16 protein-coding genes are annotated in these 17,142 nt (G+C 63.1%); 7 read left to right on the top strand and 9 right to left on the bottom strand.

Features of this window, described 5'->3' with window-relative positions; translation table 11 throughout:
* Nucleotides 1-11 precede the first annotated feature (11 nt).
* Together WC704_RS13975 and thiS are read right to left on the bottom strand one after the other, a co-directional pair.
* Complete coding sequence (locus WC704_RS13975) at nt 12-170, bottom strand: hypothetical protein (RefSeq protein WP_372890888.1); 159 nt, start codon at nt 168-170, stop codon at nt 12-14.
* A gap of 409 nt (nt 171-579) precedes the next feature.
* Nucleotides 580-1,587, bottom strand: a complete 1,008-nt coding sequence (gene thiS, locus WC704_RS13970; protein ID WP_372890886.1) for a sulfur carrier protein ThiS — start codon at nt 1,585-1,587, stop codon at nt 580-582.
* Nucleotides 1,588-1,772: 185 nt separating this feature from the next.
* Here thiS and aroQ point away from each other — a divergent pair, with 185 nt between their 5' ends.
* The 7 genes from aroQ (at nt 1,773) to bfr (ending at nt 8,372) form a co-directional block, all read left to right on the top strand.
* Nucleotides 1,773-2,207, top strand: coding sequence for a type II 3-dehydroquinate dehydratase (gene aroQ, locus WC704_RS13965; RefSeq protein WP_372890884.1), 435 nt, complete (start codon nt 1,773-1,775; stop codon nt 2,205-2,207).
* Between the two features lie 35 nt (nt 2,208-2,242).
* Nucleotides 2,243-2,719, top strand: a complete 477-nt coding sequence (gene accB, locus WC704_RS13960) for an acetyl-CoA carboxylase biotin carboxyl carrier protein (protein ID WP_372890882.1) — start codon at nt 2,243-2,245, stop codon at nt 2,717-2,719.
* 132 nt (nt 2,720-2,851) lie between these two features.
* Nucleotides 2,852-4,204 (top strand): acetyl-CoA carboxylase biotin carboxylase subunit, encoded by a 1,353-nt coding sequence (accC, locus tag WC704_RS13955; protein ID WP_372890880.1) that lies wholly within the window; start codon nt 2,852-2,854, stop codon nt 4,202-4,204.
* 141 nt (nt 4,205-4,345) lie between these two features.
* Nucleotides 4,346-5,329, top strand: a complete 984-nt coding sequence (locus tag WC704_RS13950) for an alpha/beta fold hydrolase (RefSeq protein WP_372890878.1) — start codon at nt 4,346-4,348, stop codon at nt 5,327-5,329.
* 32 nt (nt 5,330-5,361) lie between these two features.
* Entirely contained in the window at nt 5,362-7,602 is a 2,241-nt protein-coding gene (gene purL, locus WC704_RS13945; protein ID WP_372890876.1) for a phosphoribosylformylglycinamidine synthase subunit PurL, read from the top strand.
* Between the two features lie 81 nt (nt 7,603-7,683).
* Nucleotides 7,684-7,854, top strand: a complete 171-nt coding sequence (locus WC704_RS13940) for a bacterioferritin-associated ferredoxin (protein ID WP_010402626.1) — start codon at nt 7,684-7,686, stop codon at nt 7,852-7,854.
* A 32-nt stretch (nt 7,855-7,886) separates the two neighbouring features.
* A complete protein-coding gene (gene bfr, locus WC704_RS13935; RefSeq protein WP_372890873.1) occupies nt 7,887-8,372 on the top strand; it encodes a bacterioferritin in 486 nt (161 codons plus the stop codon).
* Nucleotides 8,373-8,411: 39 nt separating this feature from the next.
* On the opposite strand, the gene WC704_RS13930 is transcribed toward bfr, so the two are convergent.
* The 7 genes from WC704_RS13930 to nuoL form a co-directional block, all read right to left on the bottom strand.
* Nucleotides 8,412-8,702, bottom strand: coding sequence for a DUF1467 family protein (locus WC704_RS13930; RefSeq protein WP_372890871.1), 291 nt, complete (start codon nt 8,700-8,702; stop codon nt 8,412-8,414).
* A 5-nt stretch (nt 8,703-8,707) separates the two neighbouring features.
* A complete protein-coding gene (locus WC704_RS13925) occupies nt 8,708-10,285 on the bottom strand; it encodes a ribonuclease J (RefSeq protein WP_372891278.1) in 1,578 nt (525 codons plus the stop codon).
* A 201-nt stretch (nt 10,286-10,486) separates the two neighbouring features.
* On the bottom strand, nt 10,487-11,269 hold the full coding sequence (locus tag WC704_RS13920) for a type III pantothenate kinase (RefSeq protein ID WP_341204496.1): 783 nt from the start codon (nt 11,267-11,269) through the stop codon (nt 10,487-10,489).
* A gap of 99 nt (nt 11,270-11,368) precedes the next feature.
* A complete protein-coding gene (locus WC704_RS13915; protein WP_372890869.1) occupies nt 11,369-12,127 on the bottom strand; it encodes a biotin--[acetyl-CoA-carboxylase] ligase in 759 nt (252 codons plus the stop codon).
* Nucleotides 12,094-13,533 carry an NADH-quinone oxidoreductase subunit NuoN gene (gene nuoN, locus WC704_RS13910; RefSeq protein WP_372890867.1) on the bottom strand — a complete coding sequence of 480 codons (1,440 nt, stop codon included), beginning with the start codon at nt 13,531-13,533 and terminating at the stop codon, nt 12,094-12,096. Before nuoN ends, WC704_RS13915 begins: the two co-directional genes overlap by 34 nt.
* A complete protein-coding gene (locus WC704_RS13905; protein ID WP_372890865.1) occupies nt 13,530-15,059 on the bottom strand; it encodes an NADH-quinone oxidoreductase subunit M in 1,530 nt (509 codons plus the stop codon). Before WC704_RS13905 ends, nuoN begins: the two co-directional genes overlap by 4 nt.
* Nucleotides 15,056-17,137, bottom strand: coding sequence for an NADH-quinone oxidoreductase subunit L (nuoL, locus tag WC704_RS13900; RefSeq protein ID WP_372890864.1), 2,082 nt, complete (start codon nt 17,135-17,137; stop codon nt 15,056-15,058). Before nuoL ends, WC704_RS13905 begins: the two co-directional genes overlap by 4 nt.
* Nucleotides 17,138-17,142 lie beyond the last annotated feature (5 nt).

Here is a 17,142-nt window from a genome sequence, read left to right as displayed (position 1 = left end):
CCCCGTCGATTTTACATGCTCATGCCATCGCAGCACGACATCCCGCAACACACGCCGAGCGCGCAACAGGCGCTGGACACCGCCGTTACGACTGCGGCGGGCGCCGCGGCATAAGCCGAGCTTGCGGTGAAGATGAGGCTGACAGCCGCGATTTTTGCCAAACGAATCATGATATTTTCCTTTGAGAACAGAATTTTATTGAAAACTATATTCTCAGGCGCTTCGCGGCACGGGGGGTTCTGGTCCATATCGGAATGCTCGGGGTTTGGGGCTTGCCCTATTATGCAAGACGTTCGCCGCATCGAACCGGAGCGGGAGCGCAACCACTGCGGGTAAGGTCGCCACGCAACGATCCGCGCACGCGGCGACGCACGGCGCGCCCGTATCGCAACATCCCGGCGCCATCGTACAATCCGGCATGGTCGGCACGCTTTGGCGAACTGGTGCCGCAACCGCTGCAACCCCAAGCAACCCCATCGCGACGACGAGGATTGCGAACAGCAAGTGGAGCAAGGGGCGCAGCATCATATACAGATACGTTTCCCGCAGCACTTTGGTTACGCCAGCCGCATCAAAGCCTTAAATCAGCCCTGCCAGCGGGCTCGACGGATCAGCATAGCGCCGCTTGCCCATCCGCCCGGCAAGATATGCCAGCCGCCCTGCCTCGACCCCCGCCTTCATCGCCGCCGCCATCAGGATTGGGTCCTTCGCCTCGGCGATGGCGGTGTTCATCAGCACGCCGTCGCACCCGAGTTCCATCGCCAACGCCGCATCCGACGCCGTGCCGACGCCCGCATCGACAATGACCGGCACCGACGCGCCCTCGACAATCAGGCGAATCGTCACCTGATTCTGGATACCGAGCCCCGATCCAATCGGTGCGCCCAGCGGCATCACCGCCACCGCGCCGGCATTTTCCAGCCGTTTCGCCGCAATCGGATCATCGACGCAATACACCATCGGCAGGAAGCCTTCCTTGGCCAGCACTTCGGTGGCGCGGAGTGTCTCGACCATGTCGGGATAGAGCGTCTTGGCCTCGCCCAGCACTTCCAGCTTCACCAAATCCCAACCGCCCGCCTCGCGCGCCAGGCGCAGCGTGCGAATCGCCGATTCGGCATCGAAGCACCCGGCGGTGTTGGGCAGATAGGTCACCTTTTTGGGGTCGATGAAATCGGTCAGCATCGGGGCGTTGCGATCGGACACGTTGACGCGCCGTACCGCCACCGTGACGATTTCCGCTCCCGATGCCTCCAACGCCGCCGCGTTCTGCGCGAAATCCTTATATTTGCCGGTGCCGACGATCAGGCGCGAGCGGAAGGTGCGCCCGGCGACCGTCCAGGTATCAGCCTTCACCGCAGGCGTGTGATCGCCGCCGCCGACGAAATGGACGATCTCGAGTTCATCGCCATCCTCGACCATCACCTGCGCAAGCGTCGAACGCGGCACCACCGCCAGATTGCGCTCCACCGCAACCTTCTCCGGCGACAACCCAAGATCAGCGGCAAGATCGGCAAGGCTCAGCCCGGCGCGCACACGGCGATGTTCGCCATTGAGCTGAATGGTCAGGGTTCCGTCGGTATGGGGCATATCTGATCGGGGGACTGTCCCCGCCTCCGTTCGGGCTGCGCGTGTCGAAGCCCTGCTCCGCCCTCACGCGGGAGAGGACGAAGAGCCCTTCGACAAGCTCAGGGCGAACGGGCTATGGCTGCGCATCACCTAGGCGTCTGCCCTGCGTCATTCAACCGTCAGCGTCATTCAACCGGAAGACTCACATGCGCGAAACCATCTTCGTCCTCAACGGCCCCAATCTGAACCTGCTCGGCACGCGCGAGCCGGACATTTACGGCCATGATACGCTCGATGACATTGCCGGGCAGTTGGAGGATCGCGCACGCGAGCTCGGGTTCGACATCGATCTGCGCCAGTCCAATCATGAGGGACATTTGATCGACTGGCTGCATGAGGCGCAGGCGCTGCCCGCCAAGGCGGTGCTGCTCAACGCCGCCGCCTTCACCCACACCTCGATCGCGCTGTATGACGCGATCAAGGCGATCCACACGCCGGTGATCGAGGTCCACCTTTCCAACCCGCACGCGCGCGAAGCTTTTCGGCACGTCAGCCGTATCTCCCCTGTCGCAAAGGGCACGATCTGCGGCTTTGGCGCGCTTTCGTATCTGCTGGCGCTTGAAGCGGCGGCGCGTCTCTGACAGGACGCGTCCCCAATAAGGGAGATTAGGGTCGTATGGCCGAAGACAAACACAATGACGCAATGCGGATCGATGTCGATCTGGTGCGTCAGCTCGCACAGTTGCTGGATGACACGCAGCTAACCGAAATCGAAGTCGAGGATGGCGGTCGCAAGATTCGCATCGCGCGCAAGGCGGCTGCCGTGGCGGCAGCGGTGCAATATGCCCCCGCGCCCACAGCCGCCCCGACGGCCTCGACCACCGCACCGACGGAAATCGTCGCAGCGCCGCAAGCCGCGTTCAATGCGGTCAAATCGCCGATGGTCGGCACCGCCTATCTGGCACCCAATCCCGAGGCGAAGCCCTTCGTCAGCGTTGGTGACAAGGTTGCCGCAGGCGATACGCTGCTCATCGTCGAGGCGATGAAGGTGATGAACCCGATTCTCGCCCCCAGCGCCGGCACGGTGAAGGCCATTTTGGTCGAAAGCGGCCAGCCGGTCGAATTCGACCAACCCCTCGTCGTGGTGGAATGATCGCCACCACCCCGTTCGGGCTGAGCTTGTCGAAGCCCTGCCCTCCTCTCGCGCCCGCTCGCCTGAGCCGGGCAGCCCTTCGACAGGCTCAGGGCGAACGGTGCCTCGGGTCTGCGGATTGGACAATTACGAATGCCTGAAATCAAGAAGCTGCTGATCGCCAATCGCGGCGAGATCGCGCTGCGCATCCACCGGGCGTGCCACGAAATGGGCATCCAGACCGTCGCCGTGCATTCGACCGCCGACAGCGATGCGATGCATGTGCGACTCGCCGATCAGGCGATCTGCATCGGGCCGCCAAGTGCTGCCGAGAGCTATCTCAACATCCCCAACATCATTTCCGCCGCCGAAATTTCGGGCGCGGACGCGATCCATCCGGGCTACGGTTTCTTAAGCGAAAACGCCAAGTTCGCCGAGATCGTCGAGGCGCACGACATCATCTTCGTCGGCCCCAAGCCCGAACATATCCGCACGATGGGCGACAAGATCGAGGCCAAGCGCACCGCAGGCGCGCTCGGCCTGCCGCTCGTGCCGGGTTCGGCCGGGCCGATCAGCGATCTGGCCGAGGCCAAGGAAATCGCGGCAGCCGCGGGCTATCCGGTCATCATCAAGGCGGCGTCGGGCGGCGGTGGGCGCGGCATGAAGGTCTGCACCTCCGAGGATCAGCTCGAAACGCTGATGCAGCAGGCGGGCAGCGAGGCGAAGGCCGCGTTCGGCGATGCCACCGTCTATCTCGAAAAATATCTCGGCAACCCGCGCCATATCGAATTTCAGGTGTTCGGCGATGGTAATGGCAACGCCATCCATCTGGGCGAGCGCGACTGCTCGCTTCAGCGCCGCCACCAGAAGGTGCTCGAAGAAGCCCCCTCGCCCGTGCTCGGCGAAGAGGACCGCGCACGCATGGGCGGCATCTGCGCCAGGGCGATGGCCGATATGGGCTATCGCGGCGCGGGTACGATCGAATTTCTGTGGGAAAATGGCGAGTTCTATTTCATCGAAATGAACACGCGCCTGCAGGTCGAGCACCCGGTCACCGAGGCGATTACCGGGCTTGATCTGGTGCGCGAGCAGATCCGCATTGCCGAGGGGCACGGCCTGACGCTGCGGCAGGAAGACGTGCAGTTCCGTGGCCACGCGATCGAATGCCGCATCAACGCCGAAGACCCACGCACCTTCGCGCCGTCGCCGGGGCTGGTAAAGCAATTCCACGCGCCGGGCGGGATGAACGTGCGCGTCGATAGCGGGCTTTATGCCGGGTATCGCGTGCCACCTTATTACGATTCGATGATCGCCAAGCTGATCGTGTACGGCACCACCCGCGCCGGGGCGATCCGTCGCTTGCGTCGCGCGCTCGAGGAGTTCGTGATCGATGGCCCGACCACGACCATCCCACTGCACCAGGCCCTGATCGAAGACCCCGAGTTCCAGGCCGGAAACTATACAATCAAGTGGCTGGAAGAATGGCTCGCGCGGCAGGATGTGTGAACCTTTGTCGCGCTGGCGGGTGTCGTAGCCTTGCCAGCGCGACACAAAAAGAAGAACCTCCCCTTGGCGATCAGACACGCATGACGCGTGCAGCCCAATCGCCACCGCCTTCCCTAAAACGGGAACCAGGGGAGGAAAGCAATGCGTTGGCAACGTCTCGGTTACACCGCACTCGGCGTATTTGCGCTTTTGCTGCTCGCCTTCCTGTATTTCCGAACGCCCGACACGGACCCTGCCGCGATGCGCGCCAAATACGGCGCACCGCCGTCGCAATTCGTCGATCTTGGCGGTGGGTTGACGGTTCATTTGCGCGACACCGGCCCGCGCGACGCTCAAGCGCTGATGCTGATCCACGGTGCCAATGCGTCGCTCCACACTTGGGAACCATGGGCCGCGCGACTTGGCGACCGCTACCGTGTCATCCGTATAGACTTGCCCGGTCATGGCCTCACCGGTGCAAGCCCGACGGGCGACTATAGCCCCAAAGCCCTCGCCAGCGTTATAGAGCGTGTTCGGGTCCGCTTGAACGTGGACCGCTTGATCGTGGTGGGCAGTTCCATGGGCGGTGGCGTGGCGTGGCACTATGCGCTTCTAAACCCGGGTCATGTCCGCGCGCTCGTGCTTGCGGATTCGGTCGGCCAGCCAAATCGGGCCGCAGGCAACCCGTCGCTCGTCTTTCAGGTTATGCGAGTCCCACTCCTGCGCGATCTGGCGCTTGCCATCACGCCGCGCGACATGGTCGCCGATGGGCTGCGGAGCGCATTTCATGATCGGCGCCAAATCAGCGATGCGATGGTTGACCGCAGTTGGGAACTCTTGCGCTATCCCGGCAACCGCAGCGCGATGCTGGATCGGTTTACCCAGCCCTCGGATGTCGCGAGCGTCGCCGACCTGCGGCAGTTGGCGATGCCGACGCTGATCCTGTGGGGTGCCGATGATCGAATGATCCCCGTTTCTTCGGCACAGTGGCTTCACGCACACATCCCCGGCAGCAAGATCATAATCTATCCAAATACCGGCCATGCGCTGATGGAAGAGCGTTCCGACCAAAGCGCCAGCGATCTCGCCCGATTCATCGAGGCGCTACCCGCAGATAGCGCAGCAGGCCGCGACCTAGGAGGGTGACGGACACGAACCACCTCGCTAAAGGCTCTGCCATGACCGACATCACCCCAGAGATCGTCGCCCAGCACGGGCTGTCCCCTGAAGAATATGACCGTGTGCTGCACGCGATGGGGCGGGAGCCCAATCTGACCGAGCTTGGCATTTTCTCGGTCATGTGGTCCGAGCATTGCTCGTACAAATCCAGTCGTATCCATTTGAAGAAGCTGCCGACCACCGGCCCGCAAGTGATTTGCGGCCCTGGCGAGAATGCCGGCGTGGTCGACATTGGCGATGGTCAGGCGGCGATCTTCAAGATGGAGAGCCACAACCACCCGTCCTATATCGAGCCGTATCAGGGTGCGGCGACCGGCGTCGGGGGCATTTTGCGCGATGTCTTTACGATGGGTGCGCGGCCGATCGCCAACCTCAACGCCTTGCGGTTCGGGCGACCCGATCATCCCAAGATGCGCCACCTTATTTCGGGCGTGGTGCATGGCATTGGTGGCTACGGCAATTGCGTGGGCGTGCCGACGGTTGGCGGTGAAGTGAACTTCCACCCCGCCTATGACGGCAACATCCTCGTCAACGCGATGACGGTCGGCGTCGCCGAAACCAACAAGATCTTCTATTCTGCCGCCTCGGGCATTGGCAATTCGATCGTTTACGTCGGTTCCAAGACCGGCCGCGACGGCATCCACGGCGCGACGATGGCGTCGGCCGATTTCGGCGAAGATTCGGACTCCAAACGCCCGACGGTGCAGGTCGGCGACCCTTTCACCGAGAAGCTGTTGATCGAGGCGTGCCTCGAATTGATGGCGTCGGACGCGATCGTGGCGATTCAGGACATGGGTGCCGCCGGCCTCACCTCCTCCTCGGTCGAAATGGCGTCCAAGGGCGGCGTCGGCATCGAACTCGACATGAACGCGGTGCCGCAGCGCGAAACCGGCATGACGCCCTATGAGATGATGCTGAGCGAAAGCCAGGAGCGGATGCTCATGGTGCTCAAACCCGGGCGCGAGGATTTCGCCGAAGCCATCTTCCGCAAATGGGAGCTGGATTTCGCGGTGATCGGCCATGTCACCGACACCGGCCATATGGTGCTGAAGTTCAACGGTGAGACGGTCGCGGACATCCCGCTCGCCCCGCTTGCCGACGAAGCGCCGCTCTACGACCGCCCCGCCGCTTCGAAGGAAGACTATCAGGCTTGGGCCAAGGTTAAGCCGCTTGGGCATATCCCCGAATCGACCGACATTGCCGCCGATCTGCTGACGCTGATGGGGTCGCCCGACATCGCCTCGCGCCGGTGGATCTACGAGCAATATGATACGCAAGTCGGCGCCGATACCGTGCAGCGCCCCGGTGGCGACGCCGCCGTCGTCCGGGTCCACGGCACGCAAAAGGGCTTGGCGATGAGCACCGATTGCACGCCGCGTTATTGCTATGCCGACCCTTATGAAGGCGGCAAGCAGGCGATCGCCGAATGCTATCGCAATCTCTCGGCGGTGGGCGCGACCCCGCTTGCGGTGACCAACTGCCTCAACTTCGCCAACCCGCAGCGCCCCGAGATCATGGCGCAGTTCGTCGGTTGCCTCGATGGCATGGGCGATGCCTGCCGCGCGCTCGACTTCCCGATCGTGTCGGGCAACGTGTCGCTGTATAACGAAAGCAAGGCGACCGGCGGCGGCTCGGCGATCCTGCCAACCCCCGCCATCGGCGCGATCGGGCTGCTCGCTGACTGGTCGAAATCCGCCACCATTGCGTTCAAGGGCACGGGCGATGTCATCGTGTTGATCGGCGAACGCTCGGGCCATCTCGGGCAGTCGCTATGGCTGCGTGAAGTCCACGGTCGTGAGGAAGGGGCACCGCCCCCGGTCGACCTGGACGCCGAGCGTCGCAACGGCGCGTTCGTCCGCGCGCATATCGCGAATGGTGCACTCACGGCGGTGCATGACGTGTCCGACGGCGGCATCGCGGTGACGGTCGCGGAAATGGCGTTGGCCGGCAATGTCGGCGCGATGCTGCACGCCCCGCTGCCATGCGGGGTCGCCTGTGCCCTGTTCGGCGAGGATCAGGGTTTGTACGTCGCGACCATCGCCGACCATCTGCTACTCGACACGCTCACCGCCGCCGATGCGGCTGGCGTCGCGATCGAGCGAATCGGGCGCACCATCGCCAACCGGTTGATCTTCGAACTGCCCGACGACGATTATGTCGTCACGCTTGCGGACCTGCGCGCGGCGCATGAAGGCTTCTTCCCGAAGCTGATGGGCGATGTGGCCCCCGTCGAAAGCTGATAAAATCGATGCGAATGGATCGCAACAATCTTGCAATCCATTCGCATTAGCGTTACATCCGACTCTCCGAAGGGAGAGCCAATGGTTGTCTGCATCTGCAATGCCATCCGTGAACGCGATGTCCGCGCCGCCGCCCGCAACGGGTCGCGCACGGCGTGCCAAGCCTATCGGGCGATGGGGTGCCAGGCAAAATGCGGCCAATGCGTGCCCGTTGCTCGCGCGATTATCGACGAAGAGCGCGCCGTCGCCTAAGATCGTCCGCGAACCGCAAAAAGGGCGAATACATGCAGGGCGATATCAAGGTCATCGAGTATCTTAACGAGGCACTCAAGAACGAACTGACCGCGATCAATCAGTATTGGCTGCACTATCGGCTGTTCGATCATTGGGGCGTGCGCCGGCTTGCGGCGTTCGAACGCCATGAGTCGATCGACGAGATGAAACATGCCGACTGGCTGTCGGAGCGCATCCTGTTTCTCGATGGTTTGCCCAATTTCCAGATGCTCGGACGGCTCCGCATCGGCGAGACGGTCGAGGAAGTGCTCAAGGCCGATCTCGCGCTCGAAATGGACGCGCTGCCGCTATTGCGCGACGCGATCGAGCATTGCGAAAAGGTGCGTGATTATGTCAGCCGCGACCTGTTCCGCCGCATCCTCGACAGCGAGGAAGAGCATGTCGACACGCTCGAACGCCAGTTCGAAATGATCGCGCGCATGGGCATCGAAAATTACGTGCAATTGCAGAGCAAGCCTGCCGACGACGAGGGGTAAACCCTCGCTCGCTTTACCCCCTCCCGCGCGGGAGGGGTTTTACTCGACCCCGTTCCCAACCCCATTCCACGCGCCGAACACGTCGATCATTTGCGGCGTCAGCCAGCCGAAATGGTAGTTCAGCATATAGAGCGACCACAGCACAGTCGCGACGATGGTTACGCGGATCGCGACCTTGCGCGGGTGGAACTCATGCGGGGCGCTCTCGGCCTGGCCGGGGACACGCTCGACCCCGGCCTCATCGCTGGTCTTGACCCCGAAGGGCAAGACGAAGAACACCGAGAACGCCCAGAACAGGAAATAAATCGCCAGCGCCGAGGTCCACCGCATGTCGATCAGGCCTCGATCAGCAGCACGTCGACATTGGGCTTCTTGCCGGTCCAGCGCGTCGCGACTTTCCGCGCGGCGAGCCGGATGCTTTCGCGCAGTTTCTCGCGGTCGCGCCCGTTTTGCTTGGCGGCGACGATGACGGCATCGACCGTCTCCTCCAGGAACGGATCGCGGTCTTCCTCGACCGGGATACCCTGAATGCGCACTTGCGGTGTGCCAATCAACCCGCGCGACCCGATCGCCACCGCGACCGAAATCTGCCCGTTGATCGCCAGTTTGCGGCGTTCGTTGATCGTCTGGCCGTCACCCGGCAGAATCACGTCGCCGTCGAGGACCAAACGCCCAACCGGCGCATTGCCGATCTTGGTCGGCGCGCCAGGAGCCAGCCGCACGATGTCGCCATTGGTTTGCACCAACGCGCGCGGTACGCCCTCGGACAGGCCAAAGCGCGCTTGTTCCATCAGGTGACGCATTTCGCCATGCACCGGCATCAGCAGCTCCGGCCTCATCCAGCGATACATTTGCAGCAGCTCGGGGCGGCCCGGATGGCCCGACACATGGACGTGCGCCTGGCGATCGGTAATCATAATCACGCCCTTCGCGGCGAGCTGATTCTGGATGCGACCGATCGCGACTTCATTGCCCGGAATCTGCTTGGACGAGAACACAACCATATCGCCGCTATCGAGCGAAATCGGATGCTGGCCATTGGCGACGCGCGCCAACGCCGCGCGATCCTCGCCTTGCCCACCGGTCGCCACCACCAACACCTTGTCACGCGGCAGTCGCATGGCGGCTTCGGCGTCGATCGTCTCAGGGAAATCCTTCAGATAGCCGGTCGCGCGCGCGACCTTCAGGATGCGGTCGAGCGAGCGCCCCTGTACGCTGAGCTGACGTCCCGTCTCCCGTGCGACCTGGCCAAGCGTGTGCAACCGCGCCGCGTTCGACGCGAACGACGTTACCATCACACGACCCTTGGCCTGGCTGATTACGCCCATCAGGCCCGACAGCACATCGCTTTCGGAACCCGATGCTTCGGGATTGAACACATTGGTCGAATCGCACACCAGCGCGAGAATGCCGCCATCGCCAATCGCTTCGAGCTGCGCGGGCGACGTTGGGTGGCCGATCACCGGGGCGGCATCGAGCTTCCAGTCGCCAGTGTGGAACACCCGGCCATAAGGGGTATCGATCAGCAATGCGCTCGCCTCGGGAATCGAGTGCGATAGCGGCACGAAGGTCACGCCGAATGGCCCAAGGTCGACCTTGGTATCGGGCTTGATGACCTTCAGCTTGACGCGGCTCGCATTGCCCTCCTCCTCGAGCTTGCCGCGGATCAGGCCAGCGGTGAAGGCGGTTGCATAAAGCGGTACGCCAAGGTCTTCGGCCAGATAGGGCAATGCGCCGATATGGTCCTCGTGGCCGTGCGTCAGCACGATGCCGACCAGATCATCGAGGCGTTCCTCGATGAATTGCAGATCGGGCAGGATCACGTCGATGCCAGGATATTGCGGATCGGCAAAGGTGATGCCGCAATCGACCATCAACCACTTGCCGTTGCAGCCGTAGAGATTGACGTTCATGCCGATTTCGCCCGACCCGCCAAGGGCCAGGAACAGGAGTTCTTTCTTTGGTGTCGTCACGGAGGGGTCTGTTCTTTCAAAGATGGCCGCGCGAACGCGAACCGGGGGATGTGCGCGGTCAGGCGCGGAATTTCGTAGAGATCGGGGAAGCGGGGCACCGCACACCCACAGGGTTCTGGCGGAGGCGCGCGCACGCTGACTCTAGGATGCTATATGGGCGCGATCCCACAGAATCGCCAGCCCCTGAATTGTCAGGTCGGGTTCGACCACATCGAACATCGTGGTATGCTGTTCGAACAGGATCGCGAGGCCCCCGGTCGCGATGACCCGCACGGGCCTGCCCACCTCGGCCTTCATCCGCGCGACCAGCCCCTCGATCATCGCGACATAGCCCCAGAAGATGCCGATCTGCATCTGGCTGACGGTGTCGCGCCCGATCACGCTGGTTGAGGCCGGTGCCTCGATCGCGATGCGCGGCAGCTTGGCCGCCGCCGTTACCAGGGCGTCGAGCGACAGGTTGATGCCCGGCGCGATGATACCGCCTTTATAGGCACCGCTATAATCGACCAGGTCGAGCGTGGTCGCGGTGCCGAAATCGATCACGATCAGGTCGCCGCTGTGTAACGCGTGCGCCGCGATCATGGTAACGGCGCGGTCTGCCCCAACGCTGCGCGGCTCATCGACATCGAGCGCCATGCCCCATTCGACCGGCGGCTCGCCTGCAATCAGCGGTTCGCCGCCGAAATATTTGCGCGCGAGCGTCTGCAAATTGTGCAGCGCGCGCGGGACGACGGTCGCGATGATGACACCGGTCACTTCGCTCCGGTCATAGCCTTCCAGCGTCAGCAACTGGCTCAGCCACACCGCATATTCGTCGGCGGTGCGGCGCGGGTCGGTGGCGATGCGCCAACGCGCCTTGATCGTGCGGCCTTGCACCAGCGCGAAGACGACATTGGTGTTACCGGCATCGATTGCGAGCAGCATTCGGTTACCCTTCCGTTCGTGTCGAGCGAAGTCGAGACACAGGGATATGAAGTTCCGCGCCGGTTTCTCGACTGCGCTCGAAACGAACGGAAGCGGAGATCACAGCAGGAAAACGTCGCCGGCGTGAATGACACGGCTCGTGCCATCCGCCAAGCGCAGGATGAGGGCACCATCGGGATCAAGCCCGCCGAACAGCCCATCGGTTGCGCTGCCATCGGGGAGGCGTGTGGTCAGCGCGGTGCCGATCGGATGCGCCCGCTCTGTCCAGCGCGCGCGGACTGGTGCAATCCCCTGCCCGCGCCATATGCCAAGCCACCGCGCGAACGCTGCCGCGAGCGTCTCGGCGAAATCCGCCGCATCCGGCCGCACGCCATGCGCGGCAAGGCTGGTCGCCAGGCGGTCGGTGTCATCGGGGTGATGAGCGAGGTTTACGCCGATGCCGACAATCACCGCATCGCCCGCACGTTCGAGCAGGATGCCGGACAGCTTCGCGCCATCGAGGAGGAGGTCGTTGGGCCATTTGATTACGACCCTTCCCCGGCCTTCGTCGGGGAAGGGCGAGAGATAGGCGCGCACCACCTCTTCCAACGCGACCGCCGCCACCAGCGCCAGCGTGGCAGCAGCCGGATCGCCGCCACGCACCCGTACCAGCGTTGACCCGTAGAAATTGCCGAGCGGAGACATCCACGCCCGCCCCTGCCGCCCGCGCCCGCCAAGCTGCCGCTCGGCACGCAACCACAGCCCCTCGCCCACCCCGGAGCGGGCAAGCTGCAGCATGTCGGCGTTGGTCGAACCCGTCTCGGCAACGGTGCGGATCGTAACCGTCAGAACAGCGCCTTGGCAGCGGTGGTGGTCCACACACCGAGCGTGCCCAATGTCAGCCATCCAATCGGCGAGACGAACAGCGCCGCCAGCGTGACCAACAGGCTCTCCACCGGCGTCGCACGGCCGCTATAGGCCTCGCCCGGCGCATCGAAGTACATCACCTTGACCACGCGCAAATAATAATAGGCGCCGATCACCGAGGCGACGAAGCCTGCAACCGCCAACGGATACAATCCGCCATGCACCGCCGCGTTGAACACCGCCAGCTTGGCGTTGAAGCCCAGCAGCGGTGGAATCCCCGCCAGCGAGAACATGAAAGTCGCCATCGCAAGCGCAAGCGCCGGGCGCGACCGCGACAGACCAGCGAGGCTGGCGATCGTCTCGACCGGTTGCCCCTCGCTGTCCTTCATCTGCAGCACCACGATGAAGCTGCCGAGCGTCATGACGACATAGACCGTCAGGTAGAACAACACCGCCGCCACGCCTTCCTGCGTCCCCGCGGCAAGACCGATCAGCACGAAGCCGACATTATTGATCGACGAATACGCAAGCAGGCGCTTGACGTTGCTCTGCCCGATTGCCGCCACGGCCCCGAAAATGATAGACGCGAGCGCCGCAAAGATCACGATTTGCCGCCACTGCTCGGTCGCGGGGCCCATCGCTTCGACCGCAACGCGCACCGCCAGACCAATCGCCGCTACCTTGGGTGCTGAGGCGAAGAACGCCGTCACCGGGGTCGGCGCGCCTTCGTACACATCCGGCGTCCACATGTGGAACGGCACCGCGCTCATCTTGAACGCCAGCCCTGCAAACACGAACACCAGCCCGAAGGTCAGCCCAAGCGACTGCCCGGCACCATAAGCGGTGGCGATCGACGAGAACAATGTGGTCCCGCTGAAGCCGTAAACCAGGCTGATGCCGTAGAGCAGAATGCCGCTCGCCAGCGCGCCCAGCACGAAATACTTCAGCCCCGCTTCGGCTGAGCGCACATCGCGCCGCATGAAGCTTGCCAGCACATAGGCCGCAAGGCTCTGCAGTTCGAGCCCGACATACAGCGTCAGCAAATCGCCTGCCGACACCATCATGCCCATGCCCGCAGCCGAGAGCAGGATCAGCACCGGATATTCCGGGCGCAGATCATCGCCGCGGCCAATCGCGAAGAAGCGTGGGGCGAGGATGATGGCAACTGCCGACGCGCCGTAGATCAACACCTTGGCAAAGGCGGCAAAAGCGTCAGCCCGGTACAGGCCGCCAAAAGCCGATCCGCCCGACGAGGCCGGGCCCATCAGCGCAACGCCAGCACCAATCAGCACCGCGACCGATGCCCACGACACCAGCCGCGTGGACGCCTGTCCACCCCAGGCCGACACCAGCATCAAGGCGATCGCGCCAACCGACAACACCAGTTCCGGCAAGGTCATCAACAGCGAAGCGTTCATGGCCGTGCCTCCGCATGTTCGACGGGTGTCGCCAGCGCCTTGCCTGCGGTCGGCAGCGAATCGCCAGCCGGCGCTGCCCGCGCGATCCGCGCCTGCAAGGTCGCCACATCGCCACGCATCGGGGCGAGGAAACTCTCAGGGTACACCCCCATCCACAACACAACGGCGGCAATCGGGGCCAGCAACGCAATCTCCCGCAGGCTCAAATCCGGCATGGCGCGGACATCGTCATGGACGATCTCGCCAAACACCACGCGGCGATACAGATACAGCATATAGGCAGCCCCCAGGATAATCCCGGTGGTGCAGAGCAAGGTCGCAAGCGTCGATACGCGATACGTCCCCGCCAGCGACAGAAATTCGCCAACGAAACCGCTCGTGCCCGGCAAGCCGACCGATGCCATCGTGAAAATCATGAACAGCAAGGCATAGCGCGGCATATTGATTGCCAGGCCACCGTAACGGCTGATTTCGCGGGTGTGCAGCCGATCGTAAATCACACCGACGCACAGGAACAACGCCGCCGACACCAGACCGTGGCTGAGCATGACGACCATCGCACCTTCGATGCCCTGCCGGTTGAAGGCGAACAGACCAATCGTCACGATCGCCATGTGTGCCACCGACGAATACGCGATCAGTTTCTTCATGTCGGACTGAACCAACGCGACGAGCGAGGTGTAGATCACCGCCACTGCCGACAGCGACAGGATCAGCCAGCCGAACTGCGCTGAGGCTTCCGGGAACATCGGCAGCGAGAAGCGCAGGAAACCGTATCCGCCGAGCTTCAGCAACACGCCCGCAAGGATCACCGAGCCAGCGGTCGGCGCCTGCACGTGCGCATCGGGCAACCAGGTGTGGAACGGCCACATCGGCATCTTCACCGCGAACGAGGCGAAGAAGGCAAGCCACAACCACGGCTGCACCCGCACCGGGAAATCGGTGCCCAGCAGCGTCGGGATGTCACTCGTCCCCGCAAAACCGACCATCCACAGCATTGCCACCAGCATCAACACCGAGCCGAGCAGCGTGTAGAGGAAGAATTTGTACGACGCGTAGATCCGGTTCGCCCCGCCCCAGATGCCGATGATGAGGTACATCGGGATCAGGCCGGCCTCGAAGAAGATATAGAACAGGAACATGTCCTGCGCGGTGAACGTACCGATCATCAGCACTTCGGTGATGAGGAACGCGGCCATATATTCCTGCACGCGCTCGGTGACGGCCACCCAACTCGCGCCGATGCAAATCGGCATCAGGAACACGCTGAGCATCACCAGCATCAACGCGAAGCCGTCGATGCCGAGCTTCCAGCTAAATACGCCCAGGCTGCCGGCATTTTCGACGAACTGCCACTGCGGCCCGCCAATGTCGAAATGGGCCCACAGCCCGATCCCGAGCACGAGATCAACCAACGTGGCGATCAGCGCGATCCAGCGCGCGCCCTGCGCACTGGTAAAAAGACAGGCAATAGCTGCGATCGCCGGGATCGCGAGCATGATCGATAGCATGGGAAGGCCGCTCACTTGCTCGTCGCCCAAATGTTAATCGCCCAGGTCACCGCCCCGGTTAGCCCCAGCAGCATGACGAACGCATAAGTGTATACATATCCCGATTGGACCCTGCCCGCGACGCGCGCGCTCCGCTCGACCACCCACGCGGCACCATCCGGCCCCAGGCGATTGATCGTCTTCTCGTCACCGCGGTGCCAGAAGAAACGGCCGAGCGCGAAGGCAGGCTTCACGAACAGCAGGTTATAAAGCTCGTCGAAATACCATTTGTTCAACAAGAACAGGTAGATCGGGCGATAGGTCGCCGCCAGCTTGCCCGGTGCTTCCGGTGCGCGGATGTAGAAGATGTACGCGCCCAGCAGGCCAAGCAGCATCGCCACCGAGGCCGACAGCTTCACCCCCAGCGGCACCTCGTGCATCGCGTGCATCAAATGCTCACGGAACGCGATCGCCCCACGCCAATAGGCCTCGCCCGCGCTCGGCTCGATGAAATAGCCGTGGAAGACGAACCCGGCAAACACCGCGCCCAACGACAGCAACACCAGCGGAATCAGGATCGGCAACGGGCTTTCATGCGGATGATAGCCGCCCGTCCCGTCGCTGTGCGACGCATGTCCGTGATGGGCATGAGCGTGGGCATGGTCGTCGTGCGCATGATCGTCATGCCCGTGGTCGTGCGCATCGTGCAGCGCGTGCTGGATATGCTCGGACTGCTCCCAGCGTGGCTTGCCCCAGAAGGTGAGGAACATCAGGCGCCACGAATAGAAGCTCGTCAGCAATGCGACGATGATGCCGACGATCGATGCGCCATGCTGGCCAGCGGCCCATGCCCCCTCAATGATCGCGTCCTTCGAATGGAAACCCGCAAAGCCAAAGGCGATCGGATTGCCGAACACCGCCGGAATGCCAACGCCGGTAATCGCCAGCGTGCCCATCATCATCCCCCAAAAGGTCCAGGGGATGTGTTTCCGCAGGCCGCCATAATAGCGCATGTCCTGCTCGTGATGCATCGCATGGATCACCGAACCCGCACCCAGGAACAGCAGCGCCTTGAAGAAAGCGTGCGTGAACAGGTGGAACATCGCCGCGCCATATGCACCGCAGCCAGCCGCGAAGAACATATACCCGAGCTGCGAACAGGTCGAATAGGCGATTACGCGCTTGATGTCGGTCTGCACCAGCCCGACCGTCGCCGCGAACAGGCAGGTCGCCGCACCGATCGTCATCACAACATGCAGCGCGAAGGGCGATGTTTCGAACATCGGCGACAGGCGGCACACCATGAACACACCGGCGGTGACCATCGTCGCCGCGTGGATCAGCGCCGACACCGGGGTCGGGCCTTCCATCGCGTCGGGCAACCAGGTGTGCAGGCCGAGCTGCGCCGACTTGCCCATCGCACCGACGAACAGCAGCAGGCACAGCAGTGTCATCGTATCGATGCGATAGCCGACGAAGCCGATCGTCGAACCCGCCATCCCCGGCGCGAGCCGCAGGATTTCGGGGATCGAAATGGTGTGGAACACCAGATAGGTGCCGAAGATGCCAAGCATGAAGCCAAGGTCGCCGACCCGGTTGACGACGAACGCCTTGATCGCGGCGGCATTGGCGCTGGGCTTGCGGAACCAGAAGCCGATTAGCAGGTACGATGCCAGACCCACGCCTTCCCAGCCGAAGAACATCTGGACCAGATTATCGGCGGTCACCAGCATCAGCATCGCGAAGGTGAACAGCGACAGATAGGCGAAGAAGCGCGGCTGGTCTGGGTCCTCCTCCATATAGCCCCAGCTATACAGATGGACGAGCGCCGAGACGCTGGTGATGACCACCAGCATAACCGCAGTGAGCGAGTCGACGCGCAGCGCCCAGTCGATGCGCATGTCGCCCGAGTGGATCCAGTCGAGCACCGGCGTCACCGTGGCTTCGCCACCGCTCAGATACGGAATGAACACCGTCCAGCTCAGCACGGCGGACACGAACAGCGCGCCCGTCGTCACGATCTTCGGCAACACCGCCCCGAACGTCTTGTTCGAAAAGCCCGCGACGATCGCCGCCAGCAGCGGCAGGAAAACGATGAAAAGGATAGACGTCACGTCGC

This window comes from Sphingomonas sp. (assembly GCF_041661885.1).
Classification (GTDB): Bacteria; Pseudomonadota; Alphaproteobacteria; order Sphingomonadales; family Sphingomonadaceae; genus Sphingomonas.
The sequence above is the reverse complement of the archived record's forward strand: the minus strand, read 5'-3'. Positions and strand labels throughout refer to the sequence as shown.